General features: G+C 69.0%; 20 protein-coding genes. 8 read left to right on the forward strand and 12 right to left on the reverse strand.

What is annotated here, in order from left to right:
• Complete coding sequence (locus AB0F86_RS07195; protein WP_356982666.1) at nucleotides 1-855, reverse strand: alpha/beta hydrolase; 855 nt, start codon at nucleotides 853-855, stop codon at nucleotides 1-3.
• A gap of 65 nt (nucleotides 856-920) precedes the next feature.
• Between AB0F86_RS07195 and AB0F86_RS07200 the strand changes: the two genes are divergently transcribed.
• Entirely contained in the window at nucleotides 921-1,505 is a 585-nt protein-coding gene (locus tag AB0F86_RS07200) for a TetR/AcrR family transcriptional regulator (RefSeq protein WP_357171638.1), read from the forward strand.
• A gap of 3 nt (nucleotides 1,506-1,508) precedes the next feature.
• On the opposite strand, the gene AB0F86_RS07205 is transcribed toward AB0F86_RS07200, so the two are convergent.
• On the reverse strand, nucleotides 1,509-2,462 hold the full coding sequence (locus AB0F86_RS07205; RefSeq protein WP_356982670.1) for an endonuclease/exonuclease/phosphatase family protein: 954 nt from the start codon (nucleotides 2,460-2,462) through the stop codon (nucleotides 1,509-1,511).
• A 128-nt stretch (nucleotides 2,463-2,590) separates the two neighbouring features.
• On the opposite strand from AB0F86_RS07205, the gene AB0F86_RS07210 reads away from it, so the two are divergent.
• Entirely contained in the window at nucleotides 2,591-3,112 is a 522-nt protein-coding gene (locus AB0F86_RS07210; protein ID WP_356982672.1) for a nuclear transport factor 2 family protein, read from the forward strand.
• Between the two features lie 34 nt (nucleotides 3,113-3,146).
• On the opposite strand, the gene AB0F86_RS07215 is transcribed toward AB0F86_RS07210, so the two are convergent.
• Nucleotides 3,147-3,590 (reverse strand): DUF4267 domain-containing protein, encoded by a 444-nt coding sequence (locus AB0F86_RS07215; protein WP_356982674.1) that lies wholly within the window; start codon nucleotides 3,588-3,590, stop codon nucleotides 3,147-3,149.
• Between the two features lie 115 nt (nucleotides 3,591-3,705).
• On the opposite strand from AB0F86_RS07215, the gene AB0F86_RS07220 reads away from it, so the two are divergent.
• Entirely contained in the window at nucleotides 3,706-7,110 is a 3,405-nt protein-coding gene (locus AB0F86_RS07220; protein WP_356982676.1) for a BTAD domain-containing putative transcriptional regulator, read from the forward strand.
• A gap of 95 nt (nucleotides 7,111-7,205) precedes the next feature.
• Entirely contained in the window at nucleotides 7,206-8,126 is a 921-nt protein-coding gene (locus tag AB0F86_RS07225) for a zinc-binding dehydrogenase (protein ID WP_356982678.1), read from the forward strand.
• Here the strand turns inward: AB0F86_RS07225 and AB0F86_RS07230 are convergent.
• On the reverse strand, nucleotides 8,108-8,722 hold the full coding sequence (locus AB0F86_RS07230; RefSeq protein WP_356983750.1) for a helix-turn-helix domain-containing protein: 615 nt from the start codon (nucleotides 8,720-8,722) through the stop codon (nucleotides 8,108-8,110). The genes AB0F86_RS07225 and AB0F86_RS07230 overlap by 19 nt on opposite strands.
• Nucleotides 8,723-8,803: 81 nt before the next feature.
• Here AB0F86_RS07230 and AB0F86_RS07235 point away from each other — a divergent pair, with 81 nt between their 5' ends.
• Complete coding sequence (locus AB0F86_RS07235; RefSeq protein WP_356982680.1) at nucleotides 8,804-10,030, forward strand: alpha/beta fold hydrolase; 1,227 nt, start codon at nucleotides 8,804-8,806, stop codon at nucleotides 10,028-10,030.
• A 21-nt stretch (nucleotides 10,031-10,051) separates the two neighbouring features.
• Here AB0F86_RS07235 and AB0F86_RS07240 read toward each other — a convergent pair whose 3' ends face one another.
• Both AB0F86_RS07240 and AB0F86_RS07245 read right to left on the reverse strand, forming a co-directional pair.
• The gene (locus AB0F86_RS07240; protein WP_356982681.1) at nucleotides 10,052-10,660 is read right to left on the reverse strand and encodes an SRPBCC family protein; all 609 of its coding nucleotides are present in this window, start codon (nucleotides 10,658-10,660) and stop codon (nucleotides 10,052-10,054) included.
• Between the two features lie 11 nt (nucleotides 10,661-10,671).
• On the reverse strand, nucleotides 10,672-11,001 hold the full coding sequence (locus AB0F86_RS07245; RefSeq protein ID WP_181695986.1) for a metalloregulator ArsR/SmtB family transcription factor: 330 nt from the start codon (nucleotides 10,999-11,001) through the stop codon (nucleotides 10,672-10,674).
• A 99-nt stretch (nucleotides 11,002-11,100) separates the two neighbouring features.
• On the opposite strand from AB0F86_RS07245, the gene AB0F86_RS07250 reads away from it, so the two are divergent.
• Nucleotides 11,101-12,462, forward strand: coding sequence for a M20/M25/M40 family metallo-hydrolase (locus tag AB0F86_RS07250; RefSeq protein WP_356982682.1), 1,362 nt, complete (start codon nucleotides 11,101-11,103; stop codon nucleotides 12,460-12,462).
• A 39-nt stretch (nucleotides 12,463-12,501) separates the two neighbouring features.
• Nucleotides 12,502-13,029 (forward strand): YbhB/YbcL family Raf kinase inhibitor-like protein, encoded by a 528-nt coding sequence (locus AB0F86_RS07255; RefSeq protein WP_356982683.1) that lies wholly within the window; start codon nucleotides 12,502-12,504, stop codon nucleotides 13,027-13,029.
• A gap of 48 nt (nucleotides 13,030-13,077) precedes the next feature.
• On the opposite strand, the gene AB0F86_RS07260 is transcribed toward AB0F86_RS07255, so the two are convergent.
• From AB0F86_RS07260 to AB0F86_RS07270, 3 genes are all read right to left on the reverse strand, one after another.
• Nucleotides 13,078-14,904 carry a long-chain fatty acid--CoA ligase gene (locus AB0F86_RS07260; protein WP_356982685.1) on the reverse strand — a complete coding sequence of 609 codons (1,827 nt, stop codon included), beginning with the start codon at nucleotides 14,902-14,904 and terminating at the stop codon, nucleotides 13,078-13,080.
• 131 nt (nucleotides 14,905-15,035) lie between these two features.
• Nucleotides 15,036-15,713: a GTP cyclohydrolase II gene (locus AB0F86_RS07265; RefSeq protein ID WP_181695982.1), complete on the reverse strand. Its 678-nt coding sequence runs from the start codon at nucleotides 15,711-15,713 to the stop codon at nucleotides 15,036-15,038.
• Between the two features lie 54 nt (nucleotides 15,714-15,767).
• Nucleotides 15,768-17,249: a PfkB family carbohydrate kinase gene (locus tag AB0F86_RS07270; protein ID WP_356982686.1), complete on the reverse strand. Its 1,482-nt coding sequence runs from the start codon at nucleotides 17,247-17,249 to the stop codon at nucleotides 15,768-15,770.
• Nucleotides 17,250-17,464: 215 nt separating this feature from the next.
• On the opposite strand from AB0F86_RS07270, the gene AB0F86_RS07275 reads away from it, so the two are divergent.
• Nucleotides 17,465-17,851, forward strand: coding sequence for a hypothetical protein (locus tag AB0F86_RS07275; RefSeq protein WP_356982688.1), 387 nt, complete (start codon nucleotides 17,465-17,467; stop codon nucleotides 17,849-17,851).
• Nucleotides 17,852-17,854: 3 nt separating this feature from the next.
• Here the strand turns inward: AB0F86_RS07275 and AB0F86_RS07280 are convergent, their stop codons facing one another.
• From AB0F86_RS07280 to AB0F86_RS07290, 3 genes are read right to left on the reverse strand one after another with little or no spacing between them, the layout of a single operon-like run.
• Nucleotides 17,855-18,934, reverse strand: coding sequence for a quinone-dependent dihydroorotate dehydrogenase (locus tag AB0F86_RS07280; protein ID WP_356982690.1), 1,080 nt, complete (start codon nucleotides 18,932-18,934; stop codon nucleotides 17,855-17,857).
• Nucleotides 18,935-18,942: 8 nt separating this feature from the next.
• Complete coding sequence (locus tag AB0F86_RS07285) at nucleotides 18,943-19,170, reverse strand: DUF5703 family protein (protein WP_067638350.1); 228 nt, start codon at nucleotides 19,168-19,170, stop codon at nucleotides 18,943-18,945.
• Entirely contained in the window at nucleotides 19,170-20,165 is a 996-nt protein-coding gene (locus AB0F86_RS07290; RefSeq protein ID WP_356982692.1) for a hypothetical protein, read from the reverse strand. Before AB0F86_RS07290 ends, AB0F86_RS07285 begins: the two co-directional genes overlap by 1 nt.
• Between the last annotated feature and the right edge of the window lie 113 nt (nucleotides 20,166-20,278).

Below are 20,278 nucleotides of genomic sequence, written 5' to 3' on the forward strand. Positions count from 1 at the left end.
TCACCTTTCCGTCGGGCGAACCGCCGTGCTGGTGAGGAACTCGGTGACTGCGGCGGCGACCGCGTTCGGCTGGTCGAGCATCGACAACACATAGGCGTCGTCGATCTCGACCAGGCGAGCGCGGGGGATCAGGTCGGCGAGGCGGCGGCCGTGCTCGCGGGGCATCACCTTGCCCGCCGACGACCACAGGATCAATGCCTCACCCCGGAAGTGCCGCAGTGCTTCGGTCGCGGCGATCAGTTCGGCCTTGTCGAAACCGGAACGGGTGTAGGCGAGCAGGTCGCGGCGGATACCGGCATCGCGCAGCCCGGGATCGGTCCAGGCGCGTACGAGCTCGTCGGACAGCGGGAATTTCGCCATCCAGCCGAACAGCGGTGGAGTCTCGCGCAACCAGCGCACGCGCAACTGACGCAGGGCAAGGGTGATACCGCCGGGCAGGTAGGAGGCGAGGGTCGCGGATTTGCCGGGCAAGCCGGGCGGGAAATTGTCGAACGCCTCGCTGGGGAAGACGATCAGCCGACCCACCCGCTCGTCGAGACCGTAGGCGGTCAAGAACAGTCCACCACCCCAGTCCGAGTGCACCAGGGTGACGTCGTGCAGGTCCAGAGCGGCGAGGAAGTCCGCGATCAGCTGATTGAGTCCGCGCATGCTCAGGTCGGTGCCCGGTCGCAACGGCTCTGGGTGCGCACCCAACGGTAGATCCGGCAGCACATAGCGGAACCCGGCGGGCAGCAGATCGATGACCGAATCCCAGACCCGGTGGTTCATCAGGAGGCCGTGCAACAGCACGACCGGCGGTCCCTCCCCACGCTCTGTGTAGTGGACGCGGCCGGCGGGCAGTTCGACGGACGGCATGAGAACCTCCAGTTAGAGCGAACACTCTAGTGCGTTTGCTCTAGTCTGGAGTCGTGAGGGAGAAGATGTCAACGCCTACCCGCGAACGCCTGGTCACCGCCGTCGCCGAACTGATGCGCACGCACGGGTACAGCGCGATCACGGTCAAGCAGATCACCGCCGCCGCCGACGTGCCGATGGGCTCGCTCTACCACCACTTCCCGCAGGGAAAACCGCAGATCGCCGCTGTGGCGCTGCGCGATTCCGGTGCCGCCTACATCCAGTTGCTGCCGCTGCTGATGGACCCGCATGAGGATCTCGTGGACGCGATGTCGTCCGCGTTCGCCGACGCCGCCCGCACGCTCGAGGAATCCGGGTGGATCAACATGTGTCCCGTCGGCACCGTGGCGGGCGAGATCGCCGACTCCGAACCGGAACTGCGCCAGGTGGTGGCCGAGGTCATCACCGACTGGATCGCCCAGGGTGCCACATACTTCGTGCGTCGTGGACTGGTCGAGGACGAGGCGCGCGATCTTGTGCTGGCGGTTCTGTCCGCGTTGGAAGGGGCGTTCGTGCTCGGGCGGACATTGCGCTCGGCCGAACCGCTGCTGGCGGCCGGGAATGCGATGCGGGCACGGGTCGAGGCGGTGCTGGCTCGGGCCGAGTCGTAGTTCTTACCGCAACGGAAAAACGATGCGCGCCACCAGGGCCCGATGGTCGGCGCCGGGCAGATCGACGGTTTCCACCTTCGTTGCGTGTGCGTCGGCGAGCAGGAAATGGTCGATGCCGACCAACGGGGGTATCGATTTGTCCGTCGGATAGGTGACCAGATGGCCCGCGCCCGCCTGGGCGCCCGCGTCGGCGTAGCGACCCGAGGCCATAGCGCGGAACCGGGCATGGTCGTGGGTGGCATTGAAATCGCCGCCGACGAGCACCGGACGATCGGCGGGCGCACCGTCCAGTACCTGCCGAAGGCGGGACAGTTCATCGGCCCAGACGTGCGTGTCGTAGATCGGGGGCACCGGGTGGAAGGCATATACCGAGACCGGACCGACCTCGGGAACGGTGGCGGTGGCAGAGATCTGGTTGAGGACGTACCCGTCGTATTCGACGGTGTCGGACAACGGGTATCGGCTCCAGATCCCGGTCCCGCTCGCGGTCTGGCCGGGGGCCAGGTAGCGGTACGGGAGCAGAGCATCCAGACCTGCGCGACCGAGATCTTCGACCGCAGGGCGGGTGAGCTCGTTGACGGTGAGCACGGCGATGTCCCGTGCTCGCACCTCGTTCACGAGCACCACCGGATCGGCACCGTCGAACAGCAGGTTGGCCTGCATCGCCATGATCGCCGGCCCCTCGCCACCACCATCGGCGAAGTACAGCGGTGCCTGGGTCGCCAGACCGGCGGCGACCACGATCCCCGCCACCCCGGCAGCCACCCACTGCTTGATGCCCACGAAACCAGCGGCCCCCACCACCGCACCGCACATCAGATACGGTGCCGCCGACGCCGCCAACACAAGCGGTTCCACATCCCACCGCGAAAAATGCAACGCCACACCGGCGATTCCGGCCAGCGTCGCCACCCCGGCAACCACCCCGACCCCGATCCGAACAATCCGCGCGCTCACCACGCCAGCCAAACACGTGCAACGAGACTTTCCGAACTCCGGGGTGCGCTCGGCGGGGACCTCACATTCGTTGTCGCTGTCTCGTCGGACTACCGAAAAGGTCCGAAGGTTGCGGAAGGAGACGCGGGATGTCAGGTGAGAGCGAGATCAGGGAGTTCTTGGAAAGTCGTACCCGGGCGCACGAATCGAAGGATATCGACGCGGCGATGTCGTTCTACGCGGAGGACATCGTCTACTACGATGCTGTCGCGCCGCTGCGGTTTACGGGAACCGAGGAGGTGCGGGCGAACTTTCTGCGGTGGTTCGACGGGTACGACGGGCCGATCGATCTGGAAACGCATGAGCTGACGATCGCCGTCGACGGGGACGTGGCCTTCGCCAACATGCTCCATCTGGATTCCGGGAAGCACAAGGGTGGCATCGAATTGTCGATCTGGGTGCGCGAGACCGTCTGCCTTCGGCGGGTGGAGGGCCGATGGGTGATCACGCACGAGCACATTTCGATTCCGATGAGTCCTAAGACCTTTCAAGTCTGGTGCGCGCCGAGCAAAGATGCGCCCGCCGATGCGGGCAGGACCATCTTCGGTCTCGCGGCGCGGGCGTTGCTTGCGCGGTTCGGTGTGCGCAGGACAGCCGGCAGGTCGGTGTGATCGAGACGACCACACCGACCTGCTCCGGTTTCGGCTAGGCGCGCCCGGGGCGTTCCGTGAGCAGCAGTGCAGCCGTCAGCACGACGAACATCATGGCCGAAATATGCACGGTCAGTGCTGTCGTCACCGTTCCGCCGTGTGTCACCACGGCCAGTGCGTCGCCGAACGGGATCACCGCATTGATCAGCACGATCCAGCCGAGGACGCGACGGTGGCCGAGGGCGAGCACGAGGAACGCCACCGCGGCAGTGGAGATGTCGCGCACGCCCTTGACGACGAAATAGCCGTCGGCATTGCCGGTGGGCCACGGCGCGATACCGAAACCGGCGGGTGAACTCTCGGGAGCGAGCAGGAAACTCAGCCCGAAATACAACGGCGCCGCCGCGCAGATCACGGCCATCACGGTGGTGACCCGATACCTCGTGACCACCTTTCGTCCCACTGTGCCGATCCGCATGCCCTGGGTAGTGATGCTCATACTGTCCTGCCTTTCAACGGGTTTCGATGTGAACGAGACTGCTCGCCGAGGTTTGGAAGGCAGTTGGAGCCGACTTGAAACCGTGCGGGCCTGCGCGCGTACGATGTGGCTGGTCATGGTCTTGATCCGGGTGTTGGGCTCGTTCGCGGCCGAGGTCGGCGGCGAACCGCTTCCCCTCGGTGGGCCGCGTCAACGCGGTGTGCTCGCGCTGCTGGTGGCCGCGCGCGGGCAGGTAGTGCCGGTGGACCGCCTGGTCGAAGACCTCTGGCGTGGGGAAGCACCGTCGCGGGCGTTGGCGTCGTTGCAGGCGTACGTGTCGAACCTGCGCCGTCTGCTGGAACCGGACCGGCCACCACGGGCACCGGCACGTCTGCTGGTGAGCGCCGCACCCGGTTACGCGCTGCGACTACCCGGTCATGCGGTGGACGCCTGGCGGTTCGAGGAGCTACTCGAACAAGCCCGCACACTCACCGATCCCGAGGACACGCGCGCCCGGCTGGACGAGGCATTGGCGCTGTGGCGCGGTCCCGCGTTCGCCGAGGTCGCCGACGAGCCGTGGGTGGCCGCCGAAACAGCACGGCTGCACGAGTTGCGCCTGGTCGCGCGCGAACTGCACATCGGGGCAGGTCTGCGCCTGGGCCGGGCCGCGACGGTCGTTCCCGACACCGAGACCCTCACCCGCGACGAACCCTTGCGCGAGGAAGGATGGCGGCTGCACGCGCTCGCGCTGTGGAGCAGTGGGCGTCAGGCCGATGCGCTGACCGCGCTGCGGCGTGCCCGCACGCTGTTCGCCGACGAACTCGGCCTCGATCCGGGCCCCGACCTGGTGGAACTGGAAGAGGCGATCCTGGCTCAGCGCACGGACTTCCTGCGAGCGGCGGTTCCGGTGGCGCCCTCGCAGCGGACAGCGTTGCCCAGGAGCCGGAATGCGCGCGAAGATCCTGCGGGCGGCGGCCGTGAGGTAGAGGTGGGCAAAGTCGGCCCCGGCGCGGTTGACTCCGGCGAAGTCCGCCCCGGCGCGGCCGGACCAGGTGCGGTCGACCCGGGGAAGAACTACTCCGGGAGCGTCGGATCACACTCAGCGGCAACGGCAGTCGACAACGGCCGGTCGCCTACCCCGTTTGTCGGACGCGACCACGAACTCGCAGCCCTGACCAGAGCCGCCGAGCAAGCGATCACCAACGGCGCGAGAACCGCCCTGATCACCGGCGAAGCGGGACAGGGCAAGTCGACCCTGCTCGAGCACCTCGCCACGACACTCACCCGCGACGGCTGGCTCGTAGCCGTCGGGCGCTGCCCTGACGTCGACAGCGCACCACCGGCCTGGGCCTGGGTCGAAGTGCTGCGATCGATCGCCGAAAGCACTGCGCCACAACCGTTCTCCGACGATCTGGCTCCACTGCTGGGCGACTCCGCGCCCGCACACGGCGACGCGGCAGCCGGACGATTCCGGCTCCGCCGAGCCGTGTGGGCCCGGCTCGCCGCGGCCGCCACCGACCGCCCGGTCGCCGTCGTCTTGGACGACCTGCACTGGGCAGACGCGGCCACCCTGGAACTGCTCACCGGCGGCATCGACACCAAGGCCCCGATTCTGATCGTGGCCGCCTACCGTTCGGACGAAAGCGAGCGCCTCACCGAAACACTCGCCACCCTGGCCCGCACCGCCCCGCTGCGCCTCGATCTGCCCGGACTCGACCGCGACGCCGTCGCCGAACTCGTGCGTACCGAATGCGACACCGACGACTCGACCGTGGCCGGAATCGCCGAAAGAACCGGCGGCAACCCCTTCTACGTGCGCGAGACCGCGCGCCTGCTCAACGGCGAAGGCGCACTGGTCGCGCTCTCCGAGGTTCCCGAGGGTGTCCGCGACGTGCTGCGGCGACGGCTCGCACGGTTGCCCGACAGCGGTGTGTCCGTGCTGCGATTGGCGGCGGTGGCCGGGCGGGAATGCGCGGTCGACGTGCTCGTGCGCGCCGCCGACACCGACGAGGACAGCGTGCTCGACGCCGTGGACGCGGGCGTCATCGCCGGGCTGCTCGACGAACCGGGGCCCGGTCGTGTCCGGTTCGTGCACGCCCTGGTCAGAGACACTCTGATCACCGGTGTCAGCCGGGCACGCACAACGAGGATGCATGCGCGGATCGCCGCGGCCCTCGAAGGCTCCGGCGACATCGCCGCCCTGGCACACCACTGGGCGCGGGCCGGGTCACCGAAAGCCGTCGGGTACTGCGTGCAAGCCGCGGAACTGGCCGAGGCGCGCTACGCCCACGATGTGGCGGTCGTACTCCTCACCGATGCCGTCGCCGCTGCCCGTGAACCGGACGAACGGGTGGATCTGCTCGGCAGACTGCTGCGAGCACAGGTCAGGGCCGGGTCCATCGCGGGGGCCAGACGCACCCGCGAGGAGGCCGTGGAGTTCGCCGAGTCGCTGGGACGTGAGGATCTGATGATCGCCGCGTTCACCGCCTGGACCGAACCGACACCGTGGCAGTCCCGGATGTACGGCACGGTCGACCGCCCGATCGTCGAACGGCTCGCCCGGTTGCTCACCCGCACCGACCTCGACCGCGAGGTGCGCGCCCATCTGCTCATCGCCTACACCCACGAACTGGTCGGCGAAGACGATCCGACAGTTATGCCCGCGGCTCTGGAAGCACTCGAGTCGGCGACCTCCCCGGGTCTGCGCGCCGCCGCCCTGCTGATCCTGGCGCGCGCCTCGGGCCGCCAGGAGTACTCGCGGGAACTCCTGGCGATCGGCACCGAGCACGACCTGCCCGTGTACCGCATCACCGCCCTGCTCAACCTGGCCGCCGGTGCCGCGGCCGCCAACGATCCGACGACCATGCGTCGCGTCAGCGAACAGGCGCGCGACCTGGCCCGCGCCTACCGGATGCCCGAAGCGGTCGGCGCAGCCGAGATCGCCCTCGCGACACTGGTACTGATCGAGGGACGGTTCGCCGACGCCGAACGCCGCTACATCACAGCCACCCAGCGCATGGAACGCGCCGGGTCGGTGCACGCGGCCGGGTTCCTGCGCATCGCACGCGCGGCGATCTGGATCAACGACGGTACCCTCGGCGCCCACCTGGACGAGGTCCGCGCCTTCCACGCCGCGCTCGGCCCGATGGTCGCCGACCTGCTGACACTGGCCCTGCACGCGGCGGGTCGTGGCAACGAAGTGGAATCCACACCACCGGCCCCGATCCGGGCCGATTTCTTCTTCACCTTCCTGACGAGCCTACGGGCGCTGGCCCTGATCGCCGTGAACGACCGCGACGGTGCCGAGCGGGTCTACACGGACCTGCTGCCGCACCGCGACGGTCCTCCCGCGGGCGCGGAGAGTGTGTCGCTCGCCGTGCGCCCGGTCGCGCACGTACTGGGCGAACTCGCCGTGTTCCTCGGTCGTGGCGAGGAGGCGGCCGCGCATTTCGCTCAGGCGGCCGACATCGCCGACCTGTGGAACGCCCCGCACTGGTCCACCGCAGCCAGGGCGCGCGCCGCCGCGGCGATCCGCAGCTGACCGAGCAGGGCACGACGACGTCCAATTCGGCTCCAACTCCCCTCCAAGTCGCGTGAGCAGGCTGGAACCCATCAGCACTGATGGAGGAGCGAATCATGAACACAGCCGACACTTTCCGGGCCGCCGTCGTACGCACACCCACAGGACCCGACTCGATCGAGATCATCGACGTCCCCGTCGTCGAGCCCGGACCGGGTGAGGTGCGGGTGGCCGTCGCGGCCGCACCCGTCAACCCCACCGACCTCGGTGTCGTCAGCGGCTTCTTCCATGATCTCGGGATGATCGACCAACCCGAGCACACCGGACTGGGCTGGGACTTCGCCGGCACCGTCCTGGCCACCGGACCCGGCGTCGACCTGGCCGTCGGGACCCGAGTCGCCGGTGTCGTGCTCGGCTTCGACCGCGACTTCGGCACCTACGCCGAACAACTCGTCGTGCCCGCCACCGACCTCGCGGTCGTGCCGGACGGGCTGGACCTGGTCCCGGCGGCCACGGTGCCGCTCAGTGGTCTGAGCGCCGCACAGATCGTCGACATGCTCGGCGACGCACCCGCCGATGGCGACCGGCTGCTGGTGATCGGCGCCGCCGGTGCCGTCGGGGCCGGTGTCGCCGCGCTCGCACCCGACCGGGGGTGGCGGGTCACCGGTCTGGCCAGAGCGGCCGACGAACAGTTCGTGCGCGGACTCGGCGCCGACTTCGTCACCGCGGTCGAACCCGGGTGGGACGCGGTCGTCGACGCCACCCCGCAGCAGACGTGGGGCCTGAAACCGGTCCGTGACGGTGGGATATTCGTCGGGGTCCGGCCCAATATCGTGCCCGCGGTGGAACGGGGGATCACCGTGAACGTCTTGATGGTGCGATCGGACGCATCACGCCTGAGCCAGCTGCTCGCCCTTGCCGCAGCAGGACGATTGCCCACGCGGGCCCACGCGGTCCTGCCGCTGGACCGGGCCGCCGACGCCCACCGAGCCATGGCCGAAGGTGGGGCGCGCGGTCGTTACGTGCTCGAACCCTGAACCCGGCCGGGCGCGGACAGGCCGAGGGTGGTTTCGAGATGGCGTGCCCACCACTGTGCGTGCGCGTCGAAGGTCGCGGCGGCGTCGGTGAGCCCGGCGCTGCGCCGGAAAGCGTTGCCGTAGCGGACATCCAGCGCCACGGCCTGATGCAGAGCCGCGACGGCGAGGCGGGTGTCGTCGAGGGAACTGCCTGGTGGGCGGGCGCGGTGCAGGGCCTCGACGACGGGGTCGAGCATGCCGCTGCCCCGGTCACGCCAACCCGCGGCGTGCAGGGCGACGGCCAGATCGGCGTAGCCGCCGCGGTAGAAGTCGTGGAGTGCGGTGATGAGTGCGGGCAGGTCGGCGTTGTCGTCCAGCCAGGTCGCGACGATGTTGGCGAGGCCCGCCCGGAGCCGGCGGCCGCCGTGCCGCAGGAGCTCGGTGAGCAGGGTCTGCCGGTTGCGGAAGTGATGGGTGACGCCGGCGTCGGTCATACCGACGCGGGCGGCGACCGCACGGACCTGCACGGCCGAGGGTCCGCCCTCGGTCAGGAGCGTCGCTGCGGCGTCGAGGATCGCCTGACGCGCCTCCTCGGGGCGCCTTCGCACTCTCGGCATGCTCACCTCGTCACACTACCTTGACCGGCCAAGGTGGCACGGCATACCGTTACCTGGACACGTCAAGGTTTGGGGCCTGCGATGATCCACACCGATATCGTCCTCGGCGACGCCACACTGCGCGCCACGATCAGCGGCCACGGACCCACGGTCCTGCTGCTGCACGCCGGGGGAGAGCGCCGCGGCGTCTGGTCGCCGATCGCGGCCCGGCTCGGGGCACGCGGCTACCGCACCGTTGCGGTCGACCTGCGCGGCCACGGCGACAGTTCCGGGCAGGTCACCACGCTTCGGCCGCTCGCCGACGACGTGGCCGCGCTGATCGGCCGTGAGCCCGGACCCGTGGTGGTCGCCGGAGCCTCCCTCGGCGGCTTCGCAGCCATGGCGGCGCTGGCCGAACCTGCCGTCCGGTCCAGGGTCGCCGGGCTGATCCTCGTGGACGTCGTTCCCGATCCCGACCCGGAGCCGACACGAACCTGGTTGCGCGACCAGGGCTTCAGTGCAAGCCTCGAGGACCTCACCGACGACATCCTCGGATCCGGACCAGCATTGCTCACCACCATCGGCACAGTTGACCTGCCGATCCTGCTCGTGCGCGGCGGCCGCTCCTTCCTCGCCGACGACGATGTGCACCGTCTGCGCCGGGCGAACCGGCGCGTCACCACCGCCGTGATCGCCGAGGCAGGGCACTTGGTTGCCCGCGACGCGCCGGAAGAACTAGCGGATCTCATCGCGGTGCACGCCGATACCTGTCTCGACGAGGACACCGTGCACGAGGCATTCGAATTCCAGCGAGCACTCGGCGCCGAACGCGTCGAACACCCGGGCGGGAACCTGCTCGATCACCTGCGGCGCGTGCACACCATCACCGCCGAGTGGAACGCCCCACGACGCACCCGGCTCGCCGCGATCTGCCACGCCACCTACGGCACGGACGGATTCGCCACCGCACTCCTACCGACCACGCGGCGACACCGATTGGCCGAGGTGATCGGTTGTCCTGCCGAGGAATTGGTCTACCTCTACGGCGCCTGCGCGCGCACACCGACCTACCGTGACCTCGGGAAACCGTCACTGCGGGTCACCGACCGCTTCACCGGCGGATCGCTCACGATCACCGGGGCCGACCTGCACGCCTTCGCCGTCCTCACCATCGCCAACGAGCTCGACGTGGCACGCCACGCCCGCCTCACACCGGGCATGCGGCACGGAATCCGCGATCTCGTCACCGCCCTCGCCCACCACGCACCGCGAGAAGCGGCGAAAGCGCTCGCAGACGAGGCGTTGGCCGCGACTGTGCGAGGCTCCTGACGGCCTTGCCTCCGCTCGTCGCTACTCGGCGCCGGTGTAGAAGCCGGCCACGCGGTCGGCGACCGTGCGGGCAGTCGCCGGATCGGTCCCGGCGGTGGCGTGCGCGTCGCCCCAGGCGCTCGCGGCGCGCCGGATGTACTCGGCGCCTTCCGGTGTGGACAGCAGCTTTTCCAGCTCCGCCGGGGTCGCCCTGCCGTCACCGGACAGGTACAAACCCACTGCCAGGAACGAGGTTTCCCAGCCGACGCCGGTGGCACCGGGGCCGTAGGTTCGCCAGTGTTCGTTGTCCGGCACGGTGTGGGTGAGCTCGAGGGTCGCCCCACCCTCGGTGCCGGTGATCGTCACCTCGACCACGCTCGTGTCGTCGCCGTACTCCCAGGTGACGCGCAGCCGTGTCGGCGCGACGCACTCTTCGACGGTGCCGGTCGTCCCGCTGCCGTCGAGCCGGTAGCGGCCACCCTCCCGCAGCTCACCACCGACCGGCTCGAACCACCGTGACAGCCGCTGCGGGTCGGTGCACGCGTTCCACAGGTCCTCGGCGGTCGTGTCGTAGGTCCGTGCGAGCCGCACCTGTTTCGACGGCCCGAGGTCCGTCATGGTGCGATTTATCTGATCGATGAGGTCGAGCATTGCTGTCTCCTTCAGCTGCGCCGCTCGCGTTTGCCGCGGGCGATCTCGGTGTCCAGGGCGTCGAGCCGGGTCTGCCACAGGTGGCGGAACCGGTCGAGCCATTCGTCGGCCTGACGCATACCGGCGCTGTCGACCGCGTAGAGGCGCCGCGTACCTTCCGCGCGAACGGTCGCGAACCCGTTCTCCCGCAGTACCCGCAGGTGATGTGACACGGCGGGGTGGGAGATCGGGTATTCCTGTCGCACAGCGTCACTGATCGCGCCCGCACCGCATTCACCGGCGGCGAGCAGTTCCAGAATCCGGCGGCGAACCGGATCCCCGAGGATGTCCAAAGCGTGCACCCCTTATTTAAACACAGATCTAATTAAGTCAGCATCTAAACATGGGGGTGATGCCTACGCGGGGCGCGTCGAGACGGCCAACAGTGGTAGGAAAGGGGCGTGGTGGCATCTGGCGAAAGTTCTGGAGTCGATCGACGGTCTCGCGCGGAAGACGAGGTGGTGGGGCTGGTCAGTACGCTGATCCGGTTCGACACCTCCAATACCGGTGAGCTCGCGACCACCAAGGGCGAACGAGAGTGTGCCGAGTGGGTCGCTGCGCAACTGCAGGAGGTGGGATACGAGACCGAGTACGTCGAATCGGGAGCGCCGGGGCGCGGCAATGTGTTCGCCCGCCTGCGCGGGGCGGACCCGAGCCGGGGTGCGCTGATGATCCACGGCCATCTCGACGTGGTTCCCGCCGAAGCGGCCGACTGGAGCGTGCACCCGTTCTCGGGGGCCGTGCAGGACGGATACGTGTGGGGGCGCGGCGCGATCGACATGAAGGACATGGTCGGGATGACCCTGGCGCTGGCGCGCCAGTTCAAGGCCGAGGGCACCGTGCCGCCGCGAGACCTGGTATTCGCGTTCCTCGCCGACGAGGAGAACGGCGGCAAATGGGGCTCGCAGTGGCTGGTCGACAACCGGCCCGACCTGTTCGAAGGCGTCACCGAAGCCGTGGGTGAGGTCGGCGGGTTCTCGCTGACCGTCCCGCGCCCGGACGGTACCGAACGCAGGCTGTACCTGGTGGAGACCGCCGAGAAGGGCCTGGGCTGGATGCGGTTGCGGGCCAAGGCCCGTGCCGGCCACGGGTCGTTCCTGCACGAGGACAACGCGGTCACCATCCTGGCCGACGCGGTGGCCCGGCTCGGGAAACACACCTTCCCCGTGGTGCTCTCGGACTCGGTGGCCGAATTCCTGGCCGCCGTCACCGAGGAAACCGGCCTGCAGTTCGACCCGAACAGTCCCGACATCGAAGGTCAACTCGCCAAGCTCGGCACCATCTCCCGCATCATCGGTGCCACGCTGCGCGACACCGCCAACCCGACCATGCTCTCGGCCGGCTACAAGGCCAACGTGATCCCGCAGACCGCCGAGGCCGTGGTCGACTGCCGGGTGGTGCCGGGGCGTCAGGCCGCGTTCGAACGCGAGGTCGACGAACTGATCGGTCCCGACGTGGAACGCGAGTGGATCACCAAACTCGACTCCTACGAAACCACCTTCGACGGGCACCTCGTCGACGCCATGAACGACGCGGTGCTGGCCAACGACCCCAACGGGCGAACCGTGCCCTACATGCTCTCCGGCGGCACCGACGCGAAAGCATTCGCCCGCTTGGGAATTCGCTGCTTCGGTTTCGCGCCACTGCAGCTGCCGCCGGACCTCGACTTCACCGCCCTGTTCCACGGCGTCGACGAACGGGTGCCGGTGCAGTCCCTGGAATTCGGCACCCGGGTGCTGGAACACTTCCTGCTGAACAGCTGAACCCGCGGGCCCAGCCGCCAACAACACAGAGAGGCCGCTATGACCTACAACCCGTACGACGCGCTGCCGAAGGTGCCGTCGTTCACCCTCACCTCCACCGACATCACCGACGGACAGCCGCTGGCCAACGATCAGGTCTCCGGGGTGTTCGGCGCGGGCGGCAAGGACATCTCCCCGCAGCTGAGCTGGTCCGGATTCCCCGAGGACACCCAGAGTTTCGCGGTCACCGTCTACGACCCCGACGCCCCGACCGCGTCGGGATTCTGGCACTGGGCGGTCGCCAACATCCCCGCCTCGGTGACCTCGCTCGACACCGGCGCGGGCAGCGAGGGCGGCACCCTGCCCGCCGGTGCGGTGTCGTTGCGCAACGACGGCGGATTCCCCGGGTTCGTCGGCGCGGGCCCGCCGAAAGGCCATGGGCCGCACCGGTATTTCGTGGTCGTGCACGCCGTCGACGTGCCCGAACTCGAAGTCGGCCCCGACGCCACCCCGGCCTACCTCGGGTTCAACCTGTTCTTCCACACCCTGGGTCGTGCCACCCTCGTCGGCACCTACGAACAGCACTGAGAACACCGGTGGCCCCGCACGGATGTGGGGCCACCGGTTCTTTCGGACCTACTTCACGTTCACGACGCCCGCGGGCGGTTCGGCCGCGTAGAGCTCGGCGATGCGGTCGGCGTATTTGTTCGCGATGGGGGTGCGCTTGAGCGACATCTTCGGGGTCAGCTCGTCACCACCGGGCTCCCACAGCGTCTCCACGATGTGGAACCGCTTCACCTGCTCCACCCGCGACAGCTTGCGGTTGCCCGCGAGCACCGCCTCCTTGACCTCTTCGATGATCTCGGGGCGCCGTGACAGTTCGGCCAGAGTGGCGTCGGTGGCACCGAATTCCTTGGCGCGCAGGGCGGCGACGTCGGGATCGAGCATGACGAGGGCGGTGATGTAGGGGCGGGCGTCGCCGATCGCGACGGCCTGACCGATCATCGACGAGGCCGCCTTCATGGCGTTCTCGATATTGGAGGGGGCGATGTTCTTGCCCGCCTCGCTGATGATGAGTTCCTTCTTGCGGTCGACGATGCGCAGGTAGCCGTCGGCGTCGAGCGTGCCGACGTCACCGGTGTGCAGCCAGCCCGCGTCGTCGATGGCTTCGGCGGTCTTGTCGGGCATATTGCGGTAACCGCGGGTGATGATCGGACCGCGGATGAGGACCTCGCCGTCGGCGTCCAACCGCAACTCGACCCCGTCCATGACACGACCGACCGAACCGGGGCGCGGCTTGTCGATCTCGGTGAACGTCCCGACACCCGAGGTCTCCGACATACCCCACACCTCGCTCACCGAGAAGCCGAGGCCGAGGAAGTACTCGAGAGTTTCCGGCGGCACCGGGGCGGCACCGGACGCGGCGACCTTGAGTTCGGCGAAACCGAGCGCGTCCCGCAACTTCGACAGCACCAGCGCGTCGGCGATCTTGTGCTGCACACCGAGCAGCAGGGACGAGCCCTCGCCCGCCAGCTTGGCGCGCGCGTCGGCGACGCCGACACCGATCGCCCAGTTGGCCAGCGCCTTCTTCACCGGGCTCGGTTCCACGGCGAGCTTGTTCTCGATACCGGTCTTGATCTTCTGCCACACCCGTGGCACACCGAAGAACACCGTCGGGCGGGCGTCGGGCAGGGCGGCGGCGATCTCGCGCGGATCCGGGACGGTGGTGATCTGCACACCGGTGAGCAGGCTGATCGCGTGCGCGGAAATGCGGTCGGCGACATGGGCGGCGGGCAGGTACGACACCGCGCGGTCGTCGAAACCGACCGGCAGCGGGCCGGAGACCAGGCCGACGACCTGGGCGATCACATTGCTGTGGGTGAGCTCCACACCCTTGGACGGGCCGGTGGTGCCCGAGGTGTAGATGAGGGTGGCCAGATCACCGGGCTCCACGGCCTGCCAGGCGGCGTCGAAATCGAAGTCCGGCAGTGGGTCCGACTCGAGCTGGGCCAGCGACACGGTGTTCTCGGCGGTGCCGTCGACGAGGACCGTGTGCGTGATCTCGGCGCCGGATTCCCGGATCACATCGAGGAATGCCTGCTCGGTGATGACCACCTGGTTGCCCGCGTTGGCGAACACGTGCGCGATCTGCTCCGGCGAGCTGGTGTTGTACACCGAGAACGGGGTGGCGCCCAGGTGAAGGGCGGCGGTGTCGATCAGGTTGAACTCGGGTCGGTTGGTGAGCATGATCCCGACCGAATCACCGTGCCCGACACCGAGTTTCGCCAGGCCGGCGGCCAGCGCGCGCACCCGGGTGGCGTATTCGGACCAGGTGATCTCCTGGGTGCCGCCGACGGTGCGCAGCGCGATCTGGCCGGGCCGCAAGGCGGCGGTCTGCTGGAAGGCGGCGGGTACGGTGTGCACCGTGACCCCGGAAGCGTGCGCGAAACCGATCTCTGTCATATCCCTGTTCCCATAGGCCGAGCTGAAGTGCCGAACCAATGAGACGACTTTCCTCACATCATCTCGAGGCGAAGACGTCAAATGTGGCACGGCTCACATATCTTAGCCGGATATCGGGAATCCCGGAGCGTTTACCTGCGGCGACCGGGCCACCACCACGTCCGGCGGCGGGTGCCGGGGACCTGGTCGTCGACGGGGATGGTGTGGTGGCGGTGCACGCGTTTGGCCTGCAAATACTGTCTGCCCCGGGTCGTGGCCAGGGTGATCGTCAGGGGCACCGGGTTCACGTCGATGCCCGCATCGGTCAGTGCCCGGCACTTGTCGGGGTTGTTGGTCAGTAGGCGTACCCGGCGCAAGCCCAGCTCGGAGAGTGCGTTCGCGGCGGGTGCGAAACGGCGGGTGTCGGCGGGAAGGCCGAGGCGCTCATAAGCCTGAAACGTGTCGGCGCCCGACAGTTCGCTCTCCCGGTACCCCCTGGCCTTCCAGATCAGGCCGGCGCCGCGGCCCTCCTGCTCCAGATAGACCAGCACACCACAGCCCTCGGCTTGGATGCGGTCCATCGCGGTGCGCAGTTCGGCGCCGCAGTCGCAGTCGTCGGAGCCCAGGCTCTCGCCGTAGAGGCAGCGTGAATGCAGCCGTACCAGGCAACCGTCGCCGGGGTTGCCGAAAACCAGCAGATGCCCGCCGTCGTCGGGGTCGGCGATCTCGATGACCCGAACCGGCAGCTGCCCGCCCGCACGGCCCAAACGGTGGGCGGTGTCGGACCCGGCACGGGTGCTCGCGGTACTGCCGAACGACAGTATGGTCAACGATCCTCCGAGGTGGGACGGGGTGCGGTGCGACGCCGCGACTTTACCCCCGGATCAGGCGCGCGGCGCGTACAGGCGCACGATGCGATCGATGTCGTCGACACCGGGCATGGTCACCGCGATCGCACCCAGCTTCTGGGTGGGAATCATCGCGGCGGTGGCCCACGCGAAATCGGCTGCGGTGAGCGCGGTTCGGCTGTTCACCAACCGATGCGCCAACGCCCCGGTGAACGCCGCGGCCGCACCGACGGAGGCCTTGAGTACCTGCGGGAAGTGGTCGACCACGGTGTTCACCGTGTCGGAGGCGACCACGCAGCGGAAGTTCTCCACCGTGCACACGGTGCCGACACCGAGCCCGCGCAGTAACCGGGCGATATCGTCGCCGGACTCGGCGGGCACGTCGGGCAGCAGCGCCGCGAGTTCGGCGGCCGTGCCGACGAGGTAGTCGACGGCGCCGAAATGCTGATACAGCCCCTGGGGAACCTGCATCGACGGAGTGGGACACACGATCACGGGCGGTTTGGGTTGCAGCTGCGACACCGTGGCCAGTACCTGTTCGATCACCGCCGGTGGCTGCTCGAAACTCAGGATCACCACATCCGAGGACTCGAGCGCGGCACGCAGCTCGGGGCGGTGCAGGTCTTCGTCCTGCAACTGCACGCGGGTGTCGCGGCAGCCGATCATCCGCGATTCGCCGTTGGGGGCCAGTACGACGGCGGTCACCAGCGACGGCGCGAACAGGACCACCTTCACCAGATCCAGGTGCACGCGCTCGGTTTCGAGGAATTCGCGGATGCGGCGGCCGTACTCGTCGTCACCGACCGCGCACACAAGGTGCACGTCGATGCCGAGCCGGGCCGCCGCCACCGCCCGGTTGAGGCCTTTGCCGCCGGGATGACCGGTGAAGCTGCCGCTGGCCGAGCTGGTGGCGGTGGGGAAGTCGTCGACCCGGTACAGGTGGTCGATCACCGCGTCACCGAATACCGTCACCACCCCACGCTGGGCGGGCGGCGGCGCGGTCGGCGCGGGCGCGGCGGGCTGCGCCATCGGATAGCCCGAGTCGGCGGCGAGCAGCCCGGCCAGCGCGGTGAACGCGGCATGCTCGACGACGGTGCGCAGGCGTTTGACGGTGGGGGTCTCGGGGATCGGGTCGACATCGAGCAGGGTGTGCAACGCGACCCACTGTTCGGTCAAGGCCTCTCGACGTTCACCGAGGTTGTCCGCATACAGGCGTTCGACATCGACACCGACGCCCGGCCGGTCCCGCCACAACCCCAGACACAGGGCGGCATCGACGATCAGCCGATCGGTAGGGGCGAGCCACTGGGCGACCTCACGCACCACCGGCAGGATCGCGGCTTCGACACTCTCTTCGGTGCGCCTGGCGTGCCTGCGCACCGACAGCAGCTCGAGCAGTGGCGCGGCGTCGATTTCGGTGTGGCGCAAGCGTTCCGCGCTCAGACCGGAGTACTTGCCGAGGCGCGTGAGGATGCTGCGGATCGCGGCGACACGGGCGTCCTGGGGAACCATCGACATGTCTGCCTCCCGTCACCTGACGACCCGCGACCGCGCGGTCGCCGGACTGCGATCGCCACAATGCCGGGTTTGCCACGCCCGGTTTGCGGCAATTACCTCTCTACAATGGCAATTGACCCGGACAAAAGGCAAATGCCACACTGGGTTACGGGGGAGCGCCCGCCCCACCGGACACCCGGACAGGTGAAGCGCCCGCCGGGGAAGGCAGGTCCGCGATGATTTTCCGCACCGACGACACCATGCGCAGCGACCGCACACCGGAATACGCCGAACGCGTCGGCCCCGATTCCTGGACCCTGAGCTGGTTGCCCGGCTATCTGCTCACCACGGAACAGGCTCGCGCGGGCATGGAACTGGACGAACTCGTCAGCGATCTCGGCATGGCCTACGACCGCATCGCCCACGCCGAGATCAGCGCCCGCGCCGACATCCTCGGCATGATGTGGCAGCAGGCGCTGACCAAGTTGGCCAAACGGCTCGACGCCCGCGCCGGACGCGAACCCGCGGGCGAATCGTTCCACGATCCGCCCGACCGCAGAGTCGGCTGGGGTCCGCCGAAGCTGCCGCACGGCGAGCGTGCGCGGGACGTGTACTACGGGTGAGGCTCAGGCCTTCGCGGTGCGATGTTCGGCGCCGACGGCCTCGGCGAGGGAAGTGAAACCGCTCGCGCGCAGGTTGGCGGCGATGCCGCGATGGATGCGGGTGGTCCAGAAGGGGCCGCCGTAGATGAAACCGGTGTAGCCCTGCAACAGGGTGGCGCCGGCGAGGATGCGCTCCCAGGCCTGCTCGGGGGTTTCGATACCGCCCACCGAGATCAGTACCAGCTTGTCGCCCACGCGGGCGTAGAGGCGGCGCAGAACCTGCAGGGAACGCTCGGCAACCGGGGCGCCCGACAGCCCGCCCGCGCCCATCGCCTCGACCTCGGCGGCGGGAGTCTTCAGACCGTCGCGGCGGATGGTGGTGTTGGTGGCGACGATGCCGGCCAGACCGAGCTCGACGGCGAGGTCGGCGACCGCGTCGATGTCGTCGTCGGACAGGTCGGGGGCGATCTTCACCAGCACCGGCACCGACACCACGTCGAGCACGGCCGCCAGGATCGGGCGCAACGATTCGACCGCCTGCAGATCGCGCAGGCCGGGGGTGTTGGGGGAGGACACGTTGACCACGACGAAGTCGGCCAGCGGACCGAGCAGGCGCGCACTGGTGGCGTAATCGGCCGCGGCCGCATCGGGTTCGACGACCTTGGTCTTACCGATGTTCGCGCCGATCGGCACCGTGGGGTGCGCACCGTGCAGGCGGGCGGCCGCGGCGGCCGCACCGTGATTGTTGAAACCCATGCGGTTGATGAGGCCGCGATCGGCCGACACACGGAACAGGCGCGGCGCCGGATTACCGGGCTGGGCCTGGGCGGTGACGGTGCCGATCTCGGCGAACCCGAAACCGAGCGAACCCCACGTGTTCGCGCCGTCGGCGTTCTTGTCGAAACCGGCGGCCAGCCCGAGCGGCGCGGGGAAATCGACACCGAACGCGGTCGTCGCCAGGATCGGGTCCTCGACGACGGTGAGCTTGCGCGCCAGCCACCGCGTCGGCGGGAACCACGTCGCGAACCGCAGGGCCGCGAACACCAGGTGGTGCACCCGCTCCGGCGGGATCAGGAACATCAGACGTAATAGCAGGGCGTACATGGGTCGGCTCACAATCCGGGTTCGGGCACAGGGAGGACGGCGGTCTTGCGGCGGCGCAACAACACCCGGCGGCTGCCGTCGGTGTAGGCGCGCACCCGCGACAGTTCCCAGCCACCGAATTCGGCCTGAATGGCCAACCGCATGGAAGCGGAGACCCGGGTGACCTCCGGTGGCAGGCGAAGCGGCACGTATTCGTAATCGTCGTTGCTGGTCTCCCAGCTCGGCGGAGTCGCCATCACAGCCCTCTCTTCCGCTGTCCGGCCCCGATCCGCTGCAGGCCATCGCCCGCGGCCGAGGCGACGAACAGGTCGCCGGTGCGTTCGTCGACGGCGATCGCGTCGGGCTGACGCACGGTGGTCAAGCGGTCGACCTCGACACCGATGCCGGTCGACAGGTCGTACCCGACGACCTCGTTGCTCTGCGTGCACGACACCCAGACCGTGTCCGAGCGCGGATCGTAGGCCAGGGCGTAAGGCGCCGATGCTACCGGGAAACGCTGACGCAGCACGAGCGGACCGGCCGAGTAGACGAGCAGTTCGCCGCCGTCGGTATCGGCGACGACGATGCGGCCGTGCGGGTCGGCCAAGGCGTTGGTCGCGCCGTCGCCCGCGCGCAGCATCAGGCCGAGCGCGTCGGTGCCGACACCGACGACGGCGGTCTGTTTGCGGTCCAGGACGGTGATGGCGTCGCCGGTGACCGCGAGCGCGTCGGCCGAGACGAGGCCGGTGACCGTGCGGGTGACCGCACCGGTGGGGTCGAGGACGCGGACGGTGCCGTCGGCGGTGCCCACGACCAGGCTCGCGTCGGGACGGATCTGCACACTGCGCACGTCACCCTCGACGGGCAGTTCGGTGATCGCGCCCGAATCGGCACGCACCCGCAGCACCCGGCCGTCGGCGGCGACGAGCACCTCACCGGCCGTCCCCTGCGCCAGGGCGGTGCCCGCGACGGGCAGGGCCACCCGCTGGGTGCCCGCCGAGTCGATCAGGGCGAGCGTCGTGCCCGCGGTGTCGAGCGCGGCGAGCCGACCGGTCGCCCGTTCGGCCAGTAGCGCTTTCGTTGCCGACAGCGACGTGACACTCCCGGCCGGGACACCTGCCGCGGCGGGCGAGACCGCGGCGGTCGCCGGTTCCCGGGTCGGCACAGAGGGACCGCTGTCCTCACCCGCGCAACCGGTGGCCACCACAAGTGCCGCCAGCAACGTCGAGGCGACCGAGCCACGAAGGCGCATGCACCGAACTCCTTCAATTCCGCACGAGATGACCGCAGATCACCATCTGACCATGATGACTCACCAGTAGCTCCGACCGGGTGGCCCGCGCCGAGACGACGGTGACGCGCGTT

Origin of the sequence: Nocardia sp. NPDC023733 (assembly GCF_040639775.1) — a bacterium.
Lineage (GTDB): Bacteria > Actinomycetota > Actinomycetes > Mycobacteriales > Mycobacteriaceae > Nocardia > Nocardia rosealba.

What these genes read in the sequence shown, in the direction of transcription:
- AB0F86_RS07195 (WP_356982666.1), bottom strand. Translation starts at nt 855, where the DNA reads ATGCCGTCCGTCGAACTGCCCGCCGGCCGCGTCCACTACACAGAGCGT.
- AB0F86_RS07200 (WP_357171638.1), top strand. Translation starts at nt 921, where the DNA reads ATGTCAACGCCTACCCGCGAACGCCTGGTCACCGCCGTCGCCGAACTG.
- AB0F86_RS07210 (WP_356982672.1), top strand. Translation starts at nt 2,591, where the DNA reads ATGTCAGGTGAGAGCGAGATCAGGGAGTTCTTGGAAAGTCGTACCCGG.
- AB0F86_RS07215 (WP_356982674.1), bottom strand. Translation starts at nt 3,590, where the DNA reads ATGAGCATCACTACCCAGGGCATGCGGATCGGCACAGTGGGACGAAAG.
- AB0F86_RS07220 (WP_356982676.1), top strand. Translation starts at nt 3,706, where the DNA reads ATGGTCTTGATCCGGGTGTTGGGCTCGTTCGCGGCCGAGGTCGGCGGC.
- AB0F86_RS07225 (WP_356982678.1), top strand. Translation starts at nt 7,206, where the DNA reads ATGAACACAGCCGACACTTTCCGGGCCGCCGTCGTACGCACACCCACA.
- AB0F86_RS07230 (WP_356983750.1), bottom strand. Translation starts at nt 8,722, where the DNA reads ATGCCGAGAGTGCGAAGGCGCCCCGAGGAGGCGCGTCAGGCGATCCTC.
- AB0F86_RS07235 (WP_356982680.1), top strand. Translation starts at nt 8,804, where the DNA reads ATGATCCACACCGATATCGTCCTCGGCGACGCCACACTGCGCGCCACG.
- AB0F86_RS07240 (WP_356982681.1), bottom strand. Translation starts at nt 10,660, where the DNA reads ATGCTCGACCTCATCGATCAGATAAATCGCACCATGACGGACCTCGGG.
- AB0F86_RS07255 (WP_356982683.1), top strand. Translation starts at nt 12,502, where the DNA reads ATGACCTACAACCCGTACGACGCGCTGCCGAAGGTGCCGTCGTTCACC.
- AB0F86_RS07260 (WP_356982685.1), bottom strand. Translation starts at nt 14,904, where the DNA reads ATGACAGAGATCGGTTTCGCGCACGCTTCCGGGGTCACGGTGCACACC.
- AB0F86_RS07270 (WP_356982686.1), bottom strand. Translation starts at nt 17,249, where the DNA reads ATGTCGATGGTTCCCCAGGACGCCCGTGTCGCCGCGATCCGCAGCATC.
- AB0F86_RS07275 (WP_356982688.1), top strand. Translation starts at nt 17,465, where the DNA reads ATGATTTTCCGCACCGACGACACCATGCGCAGCGACCGCACACCGGAA.
- AB0F86_RS07280 (WP_356982690.1), bottom strand. Translation starts at nt 18,934, where the DNA reads ATGTACGCCCTGCTATTACGTCTGATGTTCCTGATCCCGCCGGAGCGG.
- AB0F86_RS07285 (WP_067638350.1), bottom strand. Translation starts at nt 19,170, where the DNA reads ATGGCGACTCCGCCGAGCTGGGAGACCAGCAACGACGATTACGAATAC.
- AB0F86_RS07290 (WP_356982692.1), bottom strand. Translation starts at nt 20,165, where the DNA reads ATGCGCCTTCGTGGCTCGGTCGCCTCGACGTTGCTGGCGGCACTTGTG.